18 protein-coding genes are annotated in these 18195 nt (G+C 58.0%); 9 read left to right on the top strand and 9 right to left on the bottom strand.

Features of this window, described 5'->3' with window-relative positions:
• Positions 1–106 precede the first annotated feature (106 nt).
• On the top strand, positions 107–1111 hold the full coding sequence (locus QE432_RS02865; RefSeq protein ID WP_003519270.1) for an NADP-dependent oxidoreductase: 1005 nt from the start codon (positions 107–109) through the stop codon (positions 1109–1111).
• Between the two features lie 40 nt (positions 1112–1151).
• Here QE432_RS02865 and QE432_RS02860 read toward each other — a convergent pair whose 3' ends face one another.
• Positions 1152–1733: a TetR/AcrR family transcriptional regulator gene (locus tag QE432_RS02860; protein WP_003519268.1), complete on the bottom strand. Its 582-nt coding sequence runs from the start codon at positions 1731–1733 to the stop codon at positions 1152–1154.
• A 219-nt stretch (positions 1734–1952) separates the two neighbouring features.
• The gene (locus tag QE432_RS02855; RefSeq protein ID WP_111802151.1) at positions 1953–4238 is read right to left on the bottom strand and encodes an FdhF/YdeP family oxidoreductase; all 2286 of its coding nucleotides are present in this window, start codon (positions 4236–4238) and stop codon (positions 1953–1955) included.
• A gap of 156 nt (positions 4239–4394) precedes the next feature.
• Between QE432_RS02855 and QE432_RS02850 the strand changes: the two genes are divergently transcribed.
• Entirely contained in the window at positions 4395–5618 is a 1224-nt protein-coding gene (locus QE432_RS02850) for an MFS transporter (protein ID WP_038494749.1), read from the top strand.
• Between the two features lie 10 nt (positions 5619–5628).
• On the top strand, positions 5629–6744 hold the full coding sequence (locus tag QE432_RS02845) for an FAD binding domain-containing protein (RefSeq protein ID WP_003519263.1): 1116 nt from the start codon (positions 5629–5631) through the stop codon (positions 6742–6744).
• Positions 6745–6840: 96 nt separating this feature from the next.
• On the opposite strand, the gene QE432_RS02840 is transcribed toward QE432_RS02845, so the two are convergent.
• From QE432_RS02840 to QE432_RS02820, 5 genes are all read right to left on the bottom strand, one after another.
• Positions 6841–8514 (bottom strand): FAD-dependent oxidoreductase, encoded by a 1674-nt coding sequence (locus QE432_RS02840; protein WP_306623339.1) that lies wholly within the window; start codon positions 8512–8514, stop codon positions 6841–6843.
• A 58-nt stretch (positions 8515–8572) separates the two neighbouring features.
• Positions 8573–8878: a UBP-type zinc finger domain-containing protein gene (locus tag QE432_RS02835; protein ID WP_003519260.1), complete on the bottom strand. Its 306-nt coding sequence runs from the start codon at positions 8876–8878 to the stop codon at positions 8573–8575.
• Between the two features lie 28 nt (positions 8879–8906).
• Positions 8907–9278, bottom strand: coding sequence for a response regulator transcription factor (locus QE432_RS02830; protein WP_003519258.1), 372 nt, complete (start codon positions 9276–9278; stop codon positions 8907–8909).
• Positions 9279–9369: 91 nt separating this feature from the next.
• A complete protein-coding gene (locus QE432_RS02825) occupies positions 9370–10011 on the bottom strand; it encodes a response regulator transcription factor (protein WP_003519256.1) in 642 nt (213 codons plus the stop codon).
• The gene (locus tag QE432_RS02820) at positions 10004–11611 is read right to left on the bottom strand and encodes an ATP-binding protein (protein ID WP_236768967.1); all 1608 of its coding nucleotides are present in this window, start codon (positions 11609–11611) and stop codon (positions 10004–10006) included. Before QE432_RS02820 ends, QE432_RS02825 begins: the two co-directional genes overlap by 8 nt.
• A gap of 332 nt (positions 11612–11943) precedes the next feature.
• Between QE432_RS02820 and QE432_RS02815 the strand changes: the two genes are divergently transcribed.
• Genes QE432_RS02815 through QE432_RS02805 form a run of 3 tightly spaced genes read left to right on the top strand, consistent with a single transcriptional unit; the run spans position 11944 to position 14528 of the window.
• Positions 11944–12963, top strand: a complete 1020-nt coding sequence (locus tag QE432_RS02815; RefSeq protein WP_003519252.1) for a cupin domain-containing protein — start codon at positions 11944–11946, stop codon at positions 12961–12963.
• A 50-nt stretch (positions 12964–13013) separates the two neighbouring features.
• The gene (locus QE432_RS02810; RefSeq protein ID WP_003519251.1) at positions 13014–13532 is read left to right on the top strand and encodes a Dps family protein; all 519 of its coding nucleotides are present in this window, start codon (positions 13014–13016) and stop codon (positions 13530–13532) included.
• Between the two features lie 24 nt (positions 13533–13556).
• Positions 13557–14528 carry an alpha/beta fold hydrolase gene (locus QE432_RS02805; RefSeq protein ID WP_003519249.1) on the top strand — a complete coding sequence of 324 codons (972 nt, stop codon included), beginning with the start codon at positions 13557–13559 and terminating at the stop codon, positions 14526–14528.
• 71 nt (positions 14529–14599) lie between these two features.
• Here the strand turns inward: QE432_RS02805 and QE432_RS02800 are convergent, their stop codons facing one another.
• The gene (locus QE432_RS02800) at positions 14600–15553 is read right to left on the bottom strand and encodes a LysR family transcriptional regulator (RefSeq protein ID WP_025595167.1); all 954 of its coding nucleotides are present in this window, start codon (positions 15551–15553) and stop codon (positions 14600–14602) included.
• Between the two features lie 47 nt (positions 15554–15600).
• Here QE432_RS02800 and QE432_RS02795 point away from each other — a divergent pair, with 47 nt between their 5' ends.
• Both QE432_RS02795 and QE432_RS02790 read left to right on the top strand, forming a co-directional pair.
• Positions 15601–15924, top strand: a complete 324-nt coding sequence (locus QE432_RS02795; RefSeq protein WP_003519246.1) for a nuclear transport factor 2 family protein — start codon at positions 15601–15603, stop codon at positions 15922–15924.
• Positions 15921–16700 (top strand): SDR family oxidoreductase, encoded by a 780-nt coding sequence (locus tag QE432_RS02790; protein WP_013762165.1) that lies wholly within the window; start codon positions 15921–15923, stop codon positions 16698–16700. Before QE432_RS02795 ends, QE432_RS02790 begins: the two co-directional genes overlap by 4 nt.
• Before the next feature lie 21 nt (positions 16701–16721).
• Here QE432_RS02790 and QE432_RS02785 read toward each other — a convergent pair whose 3' ends face one another.
• Positions 16722–17189 carry a MarR family winged helix-turn-helix transcriptional regulator gene (locus tag QE432_RS02785; RefSeq protein WP_003519242.1) on the bottom strand — a complete coding sequence of 156 codons (468 nt, stop codon included), beginning with the start codon at positions 17187–17189 and terminating at the stop codon, positions 16722–16724.
• 143 nt (positions 17190–17332) lie between these two features.
• On the opposite strand from QE432_RS02785, the gene QE432_RS02780 reads away from it, so the two are divergent.
• Positions 17333–18124, top strand: a complete 792-nt coding sequence (locus tag QE432_RS02780; RefSeq protein WP_003519240.1) for an alpha/beta fold hydrolase — start codon at positions 17333–17335, stop codon at positions 18122–18124.
• The last annotated feature ends 71 nt before the right edge of the window (positions 18125–18195 follow it).

The following is an 18195-nucleotide window of genomic DNA, read 5'->3' as shown; positions in this document are numbered from 1 at the left end:
AATGACGGCCACGGCAGGGCCTTCCAACAACATGCTCAGTTCGCGCTGAAAGCCTTGGCTTTTTTAGCCATCTGAGCCGATAATATTTTTACACTGGAGAACGTCCGTGAAAGCCTTCGTTGTCGACAAATACAAAAAGAAGGGCGCCTTGCGTCTGGCAGACATGCCCGAGCCCCGGATGGGCGCGAATGATGTTCTGGTTCGCATTCAGGCCACGGCGATCAACCTTCTGGATTCCAAGGTAAGGGACGGCGAGTTCAAGCTGTTCCTGCCCTATCGCCCGCCCTTTATTCTGGGTCACGATCTAGCCGGAACGGTTGTAAGCGTGGGCGCGAATGTGCGGCAATTCAAGGCTGGGGACGAGGTTTACGCCCGTCCGAGGGATCACCGGGCTGGTACCTTTGCAGAGTTCATCGCAATTGACGCCGCCGATGTAGCGCTGAAGCCCGCGAGCCTTTCGATGGAGCAGGCTGCATCCATACCGCTGGTTGGACTGACCGCCTGGCAGGCGCTGGTGGAGGTCGGCAAGGTCAAGCCCGGCCAGAAAGTGTTCATTCAGGCTGGTTCCGGAGGGGTTGGGACCTTTGCCATCCAGCTTGCCAAGCATCTCGGCGCCACGGTGGCCACCACGACCAGTGCCGCGAATATTGACCTGGTCAAAAGCCTCGGCGCCGATGTGGTGATCGACTACAGGACGCAGGATTTCGAACAGGTGCTATCCGGTTATGATCTGGTGCTGAACAGTCAGGATGCCAAGACGCTGGCCAAGTCGCTGAATGTTCTGAAACCGGGTGGTCGGTTGATATCGATCTCGGGGCCGCCGGATGTTCCCTTTGCCAGATCTCTGGGGCTGAACCTGTTCCTGCGCTTGGTGGTACGGATGCTGAGCCGGGGCGTGCTGAAGAAGGCGAAAAGCCGGGGCGTCTTGTATTCCTTCCTGTTTATGCGCGCGGAAGGGCAACAACTTGCCCAGATCGCCAAGCTGATCGACGCCGGCGTGATCCGTCCGGTCGTGGACAAGGTATTTCCCTTTGCTCAGACGGCGGAGGCCTTGGCCCATGTAGAGACCGGGCGCGCCAGGGGCAAGGTCGTTGTGAAGGTCGCAGACTGAGTTCGTATTTTGCAGGAGATGGGGCCGCATGGCTGCGGCCCTATTGCTCCCGCCCGCCATTTTCGACAGAGGCCCGGCAATCGGCGCGGCAAATATCGAGAATTTCATCCGCCAGGGCCGATGCGTCCGGGCAGGCCCGCGATAGCACGATGGCCCCGACAGCTTGCGCCATAATGCTGATGGCTTGCGTGCGGGCATTTGAGCCGGCGGGCTGGTTCGCCGCAAGATTGCTCTCCAGTGCGTCAACAAGGCGCTCGATGCCTTCGCCGAAAACAGCTCTGGTTTCGTTTGGCAGCCGCGCTGCTTCCCCGCTCAGTGCAGCGGCCGTGCAGCCTTGGCCACGCGCATCACGATGCGTGCGCGAGATGTAGGCGTCGATCATCTCGCCCAAATCATACCCGGCATAGCGTGCCAACGTTTCGGAAAACCCTTTGGCGGAGGTTTCTGCTATGAGCGCCTCCTTCGAGACGAAGTGGTTGTAAAATCCACCATGGGTCAGGCCCGCACCCTCCATCAGGTCAGCCACGCCAACGCCATCGAACCCTCGTTCGCGAAACATCCCGGATGCAATCGCAACAATCCGGTCATGATTTTCCTGCTTCTTTTCCTTGGTGATCCGCATGTCAGAACCCTTTCGACGGCGCCGTCTCCATGATGTTGGATATTATCATGGATTGAGAGTATTGCTGACGCTTATCATTAATAATGCGCTCAACACAAGGAACACGTCGTATCGGCTACCTAATTTTCCGTCCTTCGCCGCCGACATCTTGTCGCTGGCTGCAACGAAGCTTCTGTTTCTGGGAAGCTGGCCCGGATTGTTTGGTAAAATAAAGCTCGGTTACGTGGATCGGCGTATCCTCACTGGAACGCCCTTATATGCTGGGGTCCCGGATTTCCTGTCGTAGTCTGCGAGGGCAATGACCTGGTTCATTTCGGGGTAATAACCTGCTACCGAGCCGGGCGGAATATTGTAGGCAACGGCGGTAAATCCGGTAGCGGTTTTGGCGCCACTCCCGCAAATTGCTTCGACATCGATGAGGTCTCCGTCTCTTAGTCCCCGCGTTTCAAGGTCCCGCTGGTTCATGAAGATGACGTCGCGGCGACCGTAGACACCACGGTAGCGGTCGTCGAGGCTGTATATGGTGGTGTTGTACTGGTCATGACTGCGCAAGGTGGTCAGCAAAAGGGCTTCGGGGTCGTGCAAGCGTGTGTCCTCATCAAGGCCCGGTGCGACGAGAAATTCGGCCTTGCCGGACGGCGTATTCCACACACGATCAGAAGCCGCGACAGTGAGCCGGAAGCCTCCGGGCGTTTTCACGCGCGTATTGAAATCATGAAAATCGGGAAATACGATTTCGATCTTGTCGCGGATCTGCTCATAGTCGCCGGCCATGCCGTCCCAGTCGATGTCGTGCCGGTTACCTAGCGTCGCCTTGGCCATGCCGGCAACGATCCAGGGTTCCGAGCGCAACTCATCGCTTGGCGGTTTGAGGAAACCGCGCGACGCGTGCACCATCGACATGGAATCCTCTACCGTGACGGATTGGCGCCCTGTCGCCTGAATATCCAGATCCGTTCGGCCCAGAACCGGCAGGAGGATCGATGTCTTTGCCAGCAGCAGATGCGAGCGATTGAGCTTTGTCGCAAGATGAACGGCCATATCGAGTTTCCGCATGCCCGCGAACGTCGCTTCAGGATCGGACATGGCGACAGCAAGATTGCCACCAAGACACACCAACGCTTTCGACCTGCCCTCAATGATGGCCTCGATTGCCTCCACGGCATTATGGCCCTTTTCACCAGACGGGCGGAAACCGAAGGCTTTCTCCATGCCAGCAAGAAGAGCCTCGTTGGGAATTTCAGTGATGCCGACGGTCCGATCGCCCTGAACGTTGGAATGGCCGCGCAGGGGACAGATACCGGCGCCTGGCCGGCCTATATTGCCGCGCAGCATCAGGAAATTGGCGAGTTGCTGCACATTGGCCGTGCCATGGGCATGCTGTGTGATGCCCATGCCATAACAGAGAATGACGTTTTTCGCCTTGAGGTAGACATCCACGGCGCTATCGAGCGCTTCCAGTGACAGGCCGGATTTCTCGATAATTTCCGACCATTGAGTCTGTTCGATATCGGCTTGCAGGGCTTCGAGGCCAATCGTATGCGCCGCGATGAAATCGCGGTCGATGACGCCGGGTCCGCCAGCTTCGATATCGGCCGCGTCCCGCTCGAAGATGCGCTTCATCATGCCCTTGAGTGCGGCAAGATCGCCGCCGGTACGAACCTGATGATAGGCAGACGCGATCGGCGTGGATGACATCGTCGCCATTTCGATCGGATCCTGCGGGGCTGCAAACCGCTCCAGCGCCCGCTCCTTGAGTGGATTAAAGACGACGATCGGCACACCCCTGCGGGAGGCCTCATGTAATGTCGTCATCATGCGCGGATGGTTGGTGCCGGGATTGTGCCCGAACGAAAAGATCGCGTCGGCATGATCGAAATCCTCCAGCGTTACAGTGCCCTTGCCGACACCGATCGACAGGGGCAGACCGACGCTGGTGGCTTCGTGGCACATGTTGGAACAGTCGGGGAAATTGTTGGTGCCATAGGCGCGAACGAAGAGCTGAAAGAGAAACGCCGCTTCGTTGGAGGCACGACCGGACGTGTAGAACTCGGCCATATGAGGGCTGGGAAGGGCGTTCAACTCCGAGGCAATACGCGCGAATGCGGCATCCCATTCGATCGGCACGTAGCGGTCACTGGCATGATCATAGATCAGCGGATGCGTCAGGCGCCCCTGATCTTCAAGCTTGTGGTCGGTCCATTGCCAGAGATCAGTCACCGAATGAGCGGCAAAGAAATCGGGGCCAACCCGCTTGGCCGTCGATTCCCAGGTGATCGCTTTTGCTCCGTTCTCGCAGAACTCAAACGAACTTGTGTGCTTCGGATCGGGCCAGGCGCAGCCGGGACAATCGAAGCCTTCGGGCTGGTTTGCCTTTAACAATGTCGCCGCGCCCTCGGCGATGATCTGCTGGTGAGCAAGGGTTTTGGCAACGGCTTTTAGTGCGCCCCAGCCACCTGCTGGCGCTGTATAATGCTCTATCCCATCCGGCCGCTTCTCGCTCATCACAGTCTCCCTTCAGCGTGTTTCAATAAATCTAGCATCGAACGCATCAGTACGAACCTAGACCGATGTATAGGTCCAGGTAGACGTCTATCGAATGTGCGGCCAACGAGATTGAGCATATTTTGCCCAGATCAAGATTGGCGGTGGAACAGTATCATGGAAAAGACAGGACAGATGCAAGCCGGGGCGGCAAGCGCCACCCACAATGATGCGATCGGACAAGTGGCGCTTCTGGCCATGGCCGTCGCGGGCGGTATTGCCGTCGCAAACATCTACTACAATCAGCCGATGCTCGGGCTCATCGAGGCGGATTTCAGTCGGCAGCCAGTCACCGGCATGGTGCCCACCGCAACGCAACTCGGTTACGCACTGGGGTTGTTCCTTTTACTGCCGCTCGGCGACCTCGTTAATCGCCGCCGGATGATCATCGGGCAATTCGTGGTGCTTGCCGCCGCGCTTGCGCTGGCTGCACTGGCGCCGACGGCCTGGATGCTGGTTGCAGCATCGGTCATGGTTGGAGCATGCTCGACAGTCGCCCAGCAAATCGTGCCCTTTGCGGCATCGCTGGCCGCGCCGGAAAAGCGCGGCGCCACAATCGGCACCGTTATGGCAGGCGTATTGTCGGGCATATTGTTCAGCCGCACCCTCTCGGGCTTTGTGGGCGAACACGCCGGCTGGCGGGAAATGTTCTGGATCGGCGTACCGCTTGCCCTGCTCGCCGCGGGCCTCATGTTTGCGGTCCTGCCGCATCATCGGCCAACCTCGACTTTGCGATATCATCAGGCGCTCCGGTCGCTCGGCCAGCTATGGAAACGCCACCCGGCCTTGAGGGCAGCGACCATCATCCAGGCGTTTCTGTTCGCGTCGTTCACGGCCTTCTGGACCATCCTCGCTCTCTATCTGGCGGGGCCAGAATTTCAGCTCGGTGCGGATGTCGCGGGTCTGTTTGGGATCGTCGGTGCGGTCGGCATATTTGCAGCGCCTCTGGCAGGAGTTGTTGCCGACAGACGGGGACCGCATTTCGTGGTCTGGATGGGCGCCGGATTGACGATCGCCGCCTGGCTTATCTTCGGCCTCTGGGCATCGATCGCTTCCTTGGTTGTGGGCGTCATCGTGCTTGATTTCGGCATACAGAGCGCGCTGATTTCTAACCAGCACATCATTTATGCCCTGGATGCCGATGCGCGTAGCCGTCTCAACACGGTCTTCATGACTGGAATGTTTCTGGGGGGTGCCACAGGTTCGGCGATGGCGACACTGGCCTGGGGGCAGGGCGACTGGCTCGTCGTCAGCCTTCTCGGCGCGGCGTTTGGCCTCGCAGCCTTCGCGGTTAAAATATTTCATCATCGCCGGCATTCGCTGACGGTTGTCGGAAACTGAGGGCGGAACGATGGAAAAACTACGCATAGGAATCGTCGGCGGTTCGCTTGCCGGCCTCTTCGCTGGCATCATGTTACAACAGGCTGGCCACGATGTCCGCATCTACGAGCGATCGAAGAGCGGTCTTGCAGGTCGGGGAGCGGGCCTCGTCGGTCAGAGGGACCTGCTGCACATTCTCCGGCTGATTGGCTGCGAGCATGTCGCCCGTATCGGCGTGGTGGCTAAGGAACGCATCTATCTCGATCAGGATGGCGTTATCGCCCAGACCGTTAAGGCGCCCCAGACCCAGATCTCCTGGGACTACCTGTTCGAAACTGTCGCTTCTCGCATCGCTTCAGGAAGCTATGTGCTGGGTCGGGATGTCGTCAAAGTGCTGGATGGCGAGAGTGGCGCGGAGCTGATTTTTGGTGACGGCACGCGGGTGAATGTCGATCTGGTTATCGGTGCCGATGGCCTTGGTTCGGTGGTGCGCGCAGCGGTCAATCTCGGAGACACGCAAAACCGCTATTCCGGCTATGTCGCATGGCGTGGATTGATCCCGGAAACGAGGCTTCCAACGGCAGCTAATCTGCTTCTCGACCGGTTTGCCTTTCATGTCAGGCCCGGCGTACATGCGCTCGGTTACCTTGTCCCGGGCTCGAAGGGCGAAATGGACATCGGCAATCGCCGATATAACTGGGTCTGGTATCGCAAAGTGCCAGCAAGCGAACTTGCCCACACGTTCACCGATCTAGATGGGCGAACGCATGCATTTTCGCTGCCGCGTGGTGGCTTGTCGAGCGACCATCTGGAGGCGTTGCGCGTCGATGCGCTGCAGATGCTTCCGCCGCAATTCGCCCAGGCGGTCGAGGCGGAGCCAAGCCCCTCTATCCAGGGCATTTTCGACTACGAGTCGCCCCGCATGACGGGCCGTTCGGTCGTCCTCATCGGCGACGCCGCCTTTGTCGCGCGTCCGCACACCGCGATGGGCGTGTCGAAGGCAGCGGGCGATGTCATGGCGTTGAGCGACAGCCTGGAGTCCGAGGTTGACCTTCCCAGTGCCTTGCAGCGGTTCGAGGATGAGCGCATCGCGGTTGGCCGAGAAATCGTTGCTTATGGCCGGCAACTCGGTGCGTCGGCTATCTGAGTATCGACCGGCTGTCTGTCACGGTACTCAAGAACGATATTTTTAACCCGCTGGCTTCTGCCAGCGGGTTTTTGATTTTGAGAAAGGTCGGATGCTTCAGTTTGGGGGCTTTATCAGGCTTAGTGCGGCGTGGATTTGCGAGACGACGGCGGCACCTTCCCCCACTGCTGCCGCGACCCGCTTGGTCGATCCGGCACGGACATCCCCGATGGCAAAGACATTCGGCAGGCTGGTTTCGAGGGGCAATGGCTTGCGGGAAAAACGACAATGCTCATCGAAGGATTGCCCAGTGACGATGAAGCCCTTGTCATCGGTTTGCACCCGGCTGCTGATCCAGCCAGCGTTCGGATCCGCGCCGATAAAAAGGAAGAAATGATGAAGCGGCAAGGTGTTCACGCTTCCATCCAGGCGGTTGCGCAGTCTTGCGGAGGAGATGCCAGTGGCGTTATCGCCATTGATCGCGTCCACTTCGCAATGCATGTGCAGTTGGACGTTCGGCAGGGCCTTGATACGGTCGATCAGATATTGCGACATCGTATCTTCGAGTGCGCGCCGCACGACCAGATGAAGTGTCTTGACCTGAGGCGCCAGAAAAACGATGGCCTGGCCTGCCGAATTGCCGCCGCCAACCAGGACGATCTCTTCGCCGGCGCAAAGTTTTGCCTCGATCGGCGAGGCCCAATAGGAAACGCCGTTGCCCTCGAAACCGTCAATGTTGGTGATGTCCGGTCGCCTGTAGCGAGCGCCGGATGCGATGACGACACTGCGGGCCGTCACCGATTTTCCACCGTCGAGTTCGAGCGCCAGCACACCTGCGTCATCTTTCGGAGGGATCAGATTTTTGACAGCGACGGGAAGAACCATTTCCGCCCCGAACTTGAGAGCCTGATTGTAGGCACGTCCCGCCAACGCCTGTCCGGATATGCCCGTCGGGAAGCCGAGATAGTTTTCGATCCGAGACGAAGCGCCGGCCTGCCCCCCAATCGAGTGTTCATCGATGACAAGGACGTCGAGCCCTTCCGAAGCGGCATAGACGGCGGTGGCAAGGCCCGCCGGTCCAGCGCCGACAACAGCTACGTCATAGAGCTTTCCGGGCTTGAGGTCCGGCGTCATGCCGAGACATGCTGCGGCCTCCGCATCTGTCGGTTTCTTGAGCACGGTGCCGTTGGGGCAGACCATTAGCGGAAGGTCGGAGGCGAGAATACCCAGGCGTTCGATCAGCGCCTTACCTTCACCCTCCATGGCAGCATCAAGTACGATGTGGGGAAAGGCATTGCGGGCTAGAAATCCTTGCAGACGCGAGAGCGCGGCATTGCCAGCGGTTCCAATCAGAACAGAACCTGCGCCTGCATCGATCAGACCGACGCGGCGCAGGATGAAGGCGCGCATGATGATTTCGCCGACATCGGCCGATCCGATCACCAAGGCCCGCAAATGGGCGGCATCAAAGGGAATGGCCGTGCAGCCCTCGGACCCGGCGCGGGCCCCGGCAAGTGTCGGTCGACCCGACAGCTGGTTGACTTCGCCAGACAACTGGCCTGCTCCATGCGTCGTGATCGGCGCCTCGCCGGAAAGACCTTCGTGGCGAAACACGTCCATCGATCCCTTCAGCACCAGCCAGGCGGGCGCTGCGTGGTCTCCTACCTTGTAGACGAAGTCACCACGAGCGAAATATTTTGGCTCGCCGCTGGCAAAACGCTTGGCCGTCTCGACCTGATGGGGGTTGAGCACCGGAAACATCTGGTCCAGGCGCGCGCTGAGATCTGCCATCTGTTACCTCCAGCTGGAAATGTCGTCCGCAGGTCACCGCCGATTTTTCGGCGAAGTTTCAGTAATATCGCGGTATCGGCCCGCGTTGCGGTGTCTGATCAGGCAGGTCCACCATGGTTTCGTCCACATAACACCAGCCCCAGCCTTCCGGCGGGTCATAGCCCTCGATGATGGGGTGGCGGGTGGTGTGGAAATGCGCGGTCGCGTGGCGGCCGGGGGACTGATCGCAGCAGCCGACATGACCACATTCGCGGCAGAGCCTCAAATGAAGCCATATCTGGCCAGTTTCGAGACATTCCTCGCAGCCAAGCGTCATGGGCTTGACCGATCGGATCGTCGGCAGGTGCGAGCATTGATCAGACATGGTTCCACTCCTGAACGTGTTGGAAATTTCAGTGCTTCAGTGCTTCTTCAAGACACAGTATAAGCTGGTTGAAATCGACTGGCTTCCCAAGGAATGCGAATGCACCGCCATCCATTGCCGCTGCTCTCGTTCGCTCGTCGCAATAGGATGTCATGAAGATCATCGGCGGCTTTTGATCACCACGCGAGTTTAACACGTCCTGCATCTGGATGCCGCTTAAGCCTGGCATTTTAACGTCGACCAGCATGCAGTCGATCGCGACGCGATCACCGCGGGCCAGAAAGTCTTCCGCAGACGAAAACAGCCGGCTCTCGTAACCGCAGGACAAAACGAGATCGTCAAGGGCTTCGCGGATCGACCGATCGTCGTCAACGATGGCTATGACAGGTGTTTTGGACAATTTGATTGGGCCTTGCCTCTTAAAATCAACTGGCTTCTATATGCGCCATCGAGACACAACATTGCACCATACAAGGGTCTAGGTTTTGGCCTCAAAGGCCTAGCAGTTCCGCCTTGCGCACCAGTTCGGCTACGGAGCGCGCCTCCATTTTGCGCATGACATTGCCGCGATGCAGCTTGACCGTGATCTCGCTGATCCCGAGGTTGAACGCAATCTGCTTGTTCATCAGGCCTTGCACGACAGCCGTCATGACCTCATGCTCGCGGCGGGTCAATGTCTTGGCCAGTTCCACGACGGCGCCATTTGCAGCAGATTGCTGGCGCATTTCCCGATCTTTCTGAAAAGCGACCGAGACGGCGTCGAGGATGTCCTGGTCCCGAAAAGGTTTGGTCAGGAAGTCGATGGCGCCTGCTTTCATGGCACGGACTGTCATTGGTATATCACCGTGACCCGTCATGAAGATGATCGGCATTCGGTTGCCGAGTTTTTCCAGGTGGAGCTGAAAATCAAGGCCGTTCGCACCGGGCAGGCGAACGTCGAGAAGAATGCAGCCAGGTCGGTCCAGATCGGCATTTTCGAGCAGGTCCTGGGCGCTTTCAAAGGATTTTGCTTCTGTTCGAATTGACAGGAACAGATCGACCAAAGCCTCGCGTATCGCAGTATCGTCATCGACGACGTAGACAACCGGCGTATCGCCGTTCGGCGGTTTGCCGGACTTTCTCGCATCATTCATGGGTTGCCTCCATCGGGACGATCATTTCGAACAATGCGCCACCATTGATGTGATTGCTGGCAGACAGCGTGCCGCCGCGGGCTTCGAGCATGCTGCGGCAGATGGCAAGGCCCATGCCAAGCCCGGTTGGTTTGGTCGTGCAGAATGGTTTGAACAGGTTTTTGAGAACGTCCGGACTGAGCCCGGGACCTGTGTCGAGAACCTTGATGATCACGCTTTGACCATCCCCAGGCTCGATCGTTACCGATATCCGCCGCATCGCTTCCGGGGTTTCGGCCATGGCGTGAAGGGAATTGGTGATCAGGTTGATCAAGACTTGCTGCAGCTCTATCCGCACAGCGTTGACGGTGGGCACATCGCTTGCTTCAGCTATTTCAACAATGACCCCATTTCTGACCAGCTCGCTCTCCATCAGCGCGCGTGTCTCCGTGACGAGATCGGCCAGCGAAACCGACTCGATATCGGGCGGGCGGTTACCAAGCATTGATCTTGCGCTCTGAATGATGTCGCTGGCACGCTGGCTGTCACGAGCGATGCGCTCAGCTGAGCGGGAAACGGCTGCCAGATCCGGCGGGTCGCGATCCAGCCAGCGCTGCAGGGTCTGGGCGTTGACCACCAAGGCGCCGAGCGGCTGATTGAGTTCGTGCGCGAGCGAGGCAGATAACGCACCGACGGTTGCCGCGCGCGACGCCAATGCCAATTCCGCCTGGGCCTCGAACAGTGCTTTCTGGGCGAGTTCCCGTTCCGTAATGTCGAACATACCGACAATGACACGGTTGAAATTGGCAGGATCTTCAGGAAAGCCAACGGTCAGCAGCACAAATTTGCTGGTGCCATCGCTGGTGATGATGCTGCCCTTGCCTTCGAAATGCGTCTCGTTGTTGAAAATTGCCGCGATGAGATCGAGAAAGGTGGCGTCGTCCTGGGCAATATAGCGGCGCATGGCGCCGGGATTGTTGTTGCCCACATGACCCAGCAATTCAAGTGCCGCCGCGTTGGCGGCAACGGTAGGGACGCTGACGATGCATTGCTCCAGAAAATCCGGGTTCTCCCGAGCGTGAGCACTAAGGTCTTTGACACCATCTGCTTTCAACGCCATCAGCATGGCGCGGACCTGCGAATAGTCGCGCTCCCAAAGTGCAACGCGGCTTTGCTCGAAAATCGTCCGGTAGCGCTCTTCGCTGCTCTGCAGGGCGGCATTGAATTTCACAAGATTGAGGCGCGCGCGCTGATTGCGGATGATCAAGGCGCAGGTGATCAACATTGCAGCAACCGCGACCGCCAGGCGTAGGGTTGCGGCGAGGTCGGTTTGCAGCCCATGAGCTGCAAGATACGAGACTGCCGCCAGACTGATACAGATACCGGTCACCAGCATCGTTCCTTTTTCTGTCAGGGTTTCTGCCGACAGAAGCAAGGTGATGACATAGAGCGTGGCAAGCGCGCTGTGAATGTCGGTATAGGTATCGAGATAGAAGATCAGCGCTGCGAGCAAAAATGCGCAGACGAGCACGCAAAGTTCAAAGCGCGCCGGCAGCCGTCTTTCCGGGTTTACCAGGACCAGCGAATGCAAGGAGATTTCCCACGTTGAGATCGACCGCATTATCAAGCCATCCCTGCTGCCAAAACGCAAATGGCAATTCCAATATTCCTATGCAAACTCAATCTCATAACCGCGCAAAAAAGAAAGGCCATTCCAGGACTGGGATGGCCTCAGATGGATCGCGACATCCATGTGAAAGGGCGCGCTTGAAAATTCAGGGTGCATTGGCATCCAGCATCTCTTCAGTGGAGGGCCTGAATTTGTAGCCTCGGTTCGGCAGGCGAGCCACTATACTTAGGTGTCAGTCCGACTAACCAAGCATTGGATACCGCGCGACCAGATCCTCGCCTACAACCATCTCGTCAAACAAACGATGTGGGCAGGAGCTGAAGATGCAGATTTCAAAACATGTTCTTTCTCTCAAGGACCGGCCTGCAGCCTTCGAAAGCCCGGCGGGATCGATCATGCGCCTTGGTCGCGATCAACTGCCAATCCTCAAAGGCCTTTCAATACGCAGGCTGGTGCTCACGGCACACGCGATCAGGGAGCCTCACTGGCATGCGAATGCCAATGAACTAGGCTACTGTGTCCGCGGCCAGGCACTGGTGACTGTCGTCGGCAATCATGGCAGCCGCGATGTCTTTCTTATCGGCATTGGCGAAATGTTCTTCGTTCCGTCAGGCATGGTTCACGCAATTGAAAATACCGGTGAGACGGAGGCGGAGTTCATCCTTGCCTTTTCGAACGAGGATCCGGAAGATTTCAGCCTGTCTGGCGCCTTCGACGTGATGTCCGACGCCGTGCTGCTGAGCACATTCGAGTGGCAACCGCAAAAGCCGCCGAGTTTTGGCAGGCTGAACGCAAACACAGAGATATTCGACCTGCAGGCCCAGCCAGCCATTGAAAAGCAGGCGCTTCATCCAAACAGGCTCAAATTCCGTGTCGAGGAGTCAGCGCCGCACGTATCGTCGCCGGCGGGCTCTGCAAGGACCGCGCAGGCTCCGGCTTGGTCTGCTCTCGATGGTCTTTCGATGTTTTCTGTCCGCATCAGCGAGATTGGCCTGCGCGAACCGCACTGGCACCCCGAGACCGCCGAAATGGGCTATGTGCTCGAAGGGACCGGTCAGATGACAGTCCTTGATCCCGATGGAAGCGCTGACACTTATTCGATCCATCCGGGTGACGCCTATTTCGTGCCGCCGGCTTACCCGCATCACATCGAAAACGCCGGCAGTGGCACACTGCATATCCTGATTTTCTTCAGTCACAGCGCGCCACAAGATATCGGTTACCGAGCAGCGGCGGCCGGTTATTCACGCAATGTGATCGCTAGCCAGTTGGGCCTTTCCGAGCAAGCCCTCCTGCCTCTTCCTGTCGATATCGACGATCCGCTGATCGTTGCACAGCTCTGAAACCCTGAAATCCAAATCCAAACCCAAACCCAAACCCAATGGAGATTACCATGAACCGCACCCTCGCTGAAAAACATCGCAAGTCGCCTCTTGCAACACCGACTGCCCTTGGCACGAACGCAACCGCCGATATTTCCGGCGCGTTGACGGCGCTGCTGGCCGATGTCTTCGCGCTTTATCTCAAGACGAAGAATTTTCACTGGCATATGAGCGGTCCGCATTTCCGTGATTACCACCTGATGCTGGACGAGCAGGGCGAGCAGATCTTCGCCATGACGGATGACATTGCCGAGCGAGCCCGCAAGATCGGCGGCACCACACTTCGTTCGATCAGCCATATTTCCAGGTTGCAGCGGCTTCTCGACAACGACGCCGATTTCGTGACCCCGGCGGATATGCTGGCCGAGCTTCGCGACGATAACCTCACACTCGTCTCGCTGATGAAGGCGACACACAATCTTTGTGAAGACCATGGCGACATCGCAACCGCCAGCCTGATCGAAAACTGGGTGGATGAGGCAGAGCGCCGTGCCTGGTTCCTGTTCGAAAGCACCCGCGGCGCCGAATGAGCGCGCGAAATTTCGGAGAGGCCCATGATCAACGAACTTTCACTGTCCCGTCGGCAGGTCCTGTTGGCCGGCACCACGGTTTCTCTGGCCTTGGCCATGCCGGCGATGGCTTCCGAAAAGAAAATTTCCCGTAACCCAGAAGGAATTGCATCGATGACCACGAATTTCGTCACCACCAAAGACGGCGTAGAGATCTTCTTCAAGGACTGGGGTCCGAAGGATGCACAGCCGATCGTCTTCCACCATGGCTGGCCGCTGTCGTCAGACGACTGGGATGCCCAGATGCTGTTCTTCCTCAGCAAGGGATATCGTGTTGTGGCCCATGACCGCCGCGGCCATGGACGCTCCAGCCAGGTGAGCAATGGTCACGACATGGATCATTACGCTGCCGATGCCTCCGCCGTCGCCGAATATCTTGACCTGCGCAATGCCGTTCATATCGGTCACTCCACAGGCGGCGGCGAAGTCGCTCGGTACGTCGCACGGCATGGTCAGCCACAGGGACGCGTGGCAAAGGCAATCCTCGTCAGCGCCGTTCCGCCGCTGATGCTGAAAACCGCAGGCAATCCTGATGGCACGCCGATGGAAGTCTTCGATGGGTTCCGTAGCGCCCTGGCAGCCAATCGCGCGCAGTTCTTCCTCGATGTTGCGTCGGGCCCATTTTATGGTTTCAACCGGCCGGATGCGAAAGTTTCGCAGGGTGTGATCGACAATTGGTGGCGCCAGGGGATGATGGGCAGCGCCGTGGCGCACTATGAAGGTATCAAGGCGTTTTCGGAGACAGATCAGACCGAAGACTTGAAGGCGATTACCGTTCCCACGCTGGTGACCCAGGGTGATGACGACCAGGTCGTTCCCTACAAGGCCGCCGTGGAGCTTCAGGCCAAACTGATCAAGAACAGCACGATGAAGATCTACAAGGGCTTCCCGCACGGGATGCTGACCACGCATGCCGACGTGATCAATCCAGACCTGTTGGCCTTCATCAAGGCTTGATTGTTTCCCCATCCCAAGACGTATGTGGCGGCTCCCCAAAGGGCCGCCACTACAAATGCGGGGTCAGCGGGTTAGTCAGCAGCTCGTCGCGAAAGCTCGCGGGCCAGATCAAGAAACGCTTTCACTCCAGCCGACAGATTGCGGCGCCCGGGATAATACAGGCAGAGCCCCGGATACGGTGGTGTCCAGTCCTCCAGCACCCGGACAAGGCGCCCCGCTTTGATGTCGGGGAGCACTTCCTCTTCCATGGTATAGCCCAGGCCGGTACCTTCCAGCACCGAAGTCCTCACAAGGCCCGCTTCATCAAGTGTGATCGGGCCTCGCACATCGATTTGCACCGGCTCGTCGTCTTTTTCAAACCGCCATCGAAACAGTGAGCCGTCCGGCAAGCGAACGCGAATGCATCTGTGATTGAGAAGATCCGGAGGAACCACGGGTTTAGGATGTTGTGCGAAATAGTCCGGAGAACCAACAACAGCGTGTCGCTGGGGCCGGCCGAGCGAAACGGCAATCATGTCGCTGGGAACGAGACCTGCCACCCTGACGCCCAGATCAAAACCGTCATTGACGATATCAACCATTTTTCCTTCCGTGACCAGATCGACATTCATCTCGGGATAGCGACGCAGGAACTCAAGCACGAGCGGTGAGATGATGGCGCGTGCTGCAAACGGTGCCGCATTGATGCGTATCGTTCCAGACGGTGTCTCGCGTTGTGAGCGAACCGTTTCCAGAGCGGCATGAAGGTCCTGAAGCGAAGGCGCAACCTGCTGTACAAAGAGCCTGCCGGCATCTGTCAGCGAGACGCTGCGCGTGGTGCGATTGAACAATCGTACGCCGAGCCCCGCCTCAAGCCTGCCGATGGTGTGGCTGAGCGCAGTTGTGGACATACCGAGATCGATAGCCGCTGCGCGAAACGTCCCGCGCCTGGCGATCGCGATGACTGCTTCGAGTTCCCTAAGGTTTAACTGTTCCATTATCCCGATCTGTTCAACATCACGTGCATATTTATCCCACTTATCCATGCAATGGTAGAGCACTAACTTAGGGGCACCTCACAAGGAGAAATAAGATGGATATGCCCCAAGTTGTGAATATGTATTTTGACGCCGACACCCGCAACGATGCCGACGGGCTGTTGCAAACGCTTGATGTCGATGCGGTGGTCGAGGACGAGAATGCCCGCTATCAGGGCACTGCCGCCATCCGTCAATGGTGGGTGGCCGCCAAGAGTTCGGCTCAATACGTTGCCGAACCTGTGGAAACCACGGTTGACGGTGACAAGGTACTCGTGCGGGCGAGGGTGAGTGGCAAGTTTCCCGGTAGTCCGGTGATGCTAATCCATGCCTTCACGATCAAGGACGACAGGATCGTCAGGCTGGAGATCCGGTCATGATCGACTTTCTCAATCTGAAAGGCAAACGCGCACTCATTACGGCTGGAACCAAGGGTGCTGGCGCTGCGACCGTCAGCCTGTTTCGCGAACTAGGCGCAAAGGTGCTGACGACAGCGCGTGCCCGTCCGGAAAACATGCCGGAAGAATTGTTCGTCGATGCGGACCTGAGCACCGAAGAGGGATGTGAAATCGTCGCAGAGGCCACGCGGCGGCGCCTTGGCGGCGTCGATGTCATCGTCCATATGCTGGGTGGCTCCTCAGCATCGGGGGGCGGCTTTTCTGCCCTGTCGGAGGATGACTGGCACAAGGAAATGTCGCTTAACCTTTATCCGGCTGTCCGGCTGGATCGGCAACTGGTCCCGGATATGGTCGCCCGGGGAAGCGGCGTCGTCGTGCATGTGACATCCATCCAGAGAGTCCTGCCACTTCCGGAATCGACAACAGCCTATGCCGCAGCAAAAGCGGCACTTTCGACCTATAGCAAGGCGATGTCGAAGGAAGTGTCGCCCAAAGGTGTGCGTGTCGTTCGGGTTTCGCCGGGCTGGATCGAAACGGAAGCCTCCGTCCACCTTGCAGAGCGCCTGGCGAAGCAGGCCGGAACTGACCTTGAGGGTGGCAAGAAGATCATCATGGATGGACTGGGCGGCATTCCGCTCGGCCGCCCGGCAAAACCGGAAGAGGTCGCAAACCTGATCGCCTTCCTCGCTTCCGACCGTGCGGCTTCGATTACTGGTACCGAATACACAATTGATGGGGGGACGGTGCCGACAGCGTAGGTTCCGAGATGCGCCTGCAGATCAGGCGGGCGCGTCCCACCCGCCGATCTGTGAATAGATCGCGTCGCGGAGATGGCGGACGTCGTGGTTCAGATCGGCCAGCTCCTTTGGAGTTTGCATTGAAGCTGCAAGCAAGGTGTCGCTGAGGCAGCCCGCCCTGTGCTGCAATGCGCGGCCTTCCTCGGTCAAAGCGATGACCACCTGCCGCTCATTGCTGAGGTTTCTGGTCCTGCGCAACAAGCCGGCTGTCTCAAGGCGCTTCAAGAGCGGCGTCAGTGTGCTCGATTCCAATGCGAGGGCGTTTGCAATGGCGCCAACGGTTTGCTCATCTCCGCTCCAAAGCACGTTTAGCACGAGATATTGCGGGTACGTCAGCCCCAGCTCATCCAGAAGGGGCTTGTAAGCGCGCTGGATGGCAATGCCGGCAGTATAAATTGCGTAGCACAGCTGGTCGTGCAAAGGCGGTGGATTGTTGTGACGTATGGTCATTCTAGGCTCCTTCACACATACATATAGCCAATCATATGGCAAAAATAAATATCGCGATAAGAATTATCTTGACGGAAGGGTCAGCATCTGTCAGCTTATGTGTATCGCGATAACAGTTATCGCAAAACAAAAAGGAAGAAGCCATGACACGCAAGTCCGCAACCGCCCTTTCTGCAATTGCCACCGCCGCATTGTCTGCCGCACTGCCGGCAAACGCTGCCGACACCATTTCCCAGAACCAGTCCGTAAAAAACGTCGTGCTTGTCCATGGCGCTTTTGCTGACGGCTCTGGCTGGAAGGGTGTCTACGACAATCTCACAAAGCGTGGTTACCGCGTGACCATCGTCCAGAATCCCCTGACCTCTCTGGCGGACGACGTTGCCGCCACAAAGCGTGCTCTCGAGCGGCAGGACGGTCCGGTCATTCTGGTCGGACATTCCTGGGGCGGCACGGTCATTACAGAAGCGGGCGTTGATGAAAAGGTTGCTGGCCTCGTCTATGTCTCTGCGCTCTCACCAGATGCCGGCGAAACGACAGCCCAGCAATATCAGGGGTTTGCTCCCGCATCGGAATTCGTCATCGAAACCACGAAGGATGGTTTTGGATATGTCAGCCCGGCAAAGTTCAAGGCTGGTTTTGCTCATGACGTTAGCGATGCCGATGTTGCGTTCATGAGGGACGCTCAGGTCCCGATCAACATGTCGGCGTTCGGCACGAAGCTCGAACATGCTGCCTGGCGCACCAAGCCCAGCTGGGCTGTGATCGCTACCGAGGACAAGGCATTCGACCAGGCAATGCTGATCCATATGGCCGAACGCATCAAAGCCAAGATCACCAAGGTCTCAGCAAGCCACGCCCTGTTCATGACGCAGCCGACGGTCGTCGCTGATACCATCGATGCTGCCGCCAAGGCCGTCTCGGCAAAGCAGAAATGATAGATTCCGCGTTATCGGGACAATCCGCACTGTCCCGATAACGACCGGAACGTATTATTTCGAATTTCACA

It is taken from the genome of Agrobacterium sp. SORGH_AS_0745 (assembly GCF_030818995.1).
GTDB lineage: Bacteria > Pseudomonadota > Alphaproteobacteria > Rhizobiales > Rhizobiaceae > Agrobacterium > Agrobacterium tumefaciens.
The sequence above is the reverse complement of the archived record's forward strand: the minus strand, read 5'-3'. Positions and strand labels throughout refer to the sequence as shown.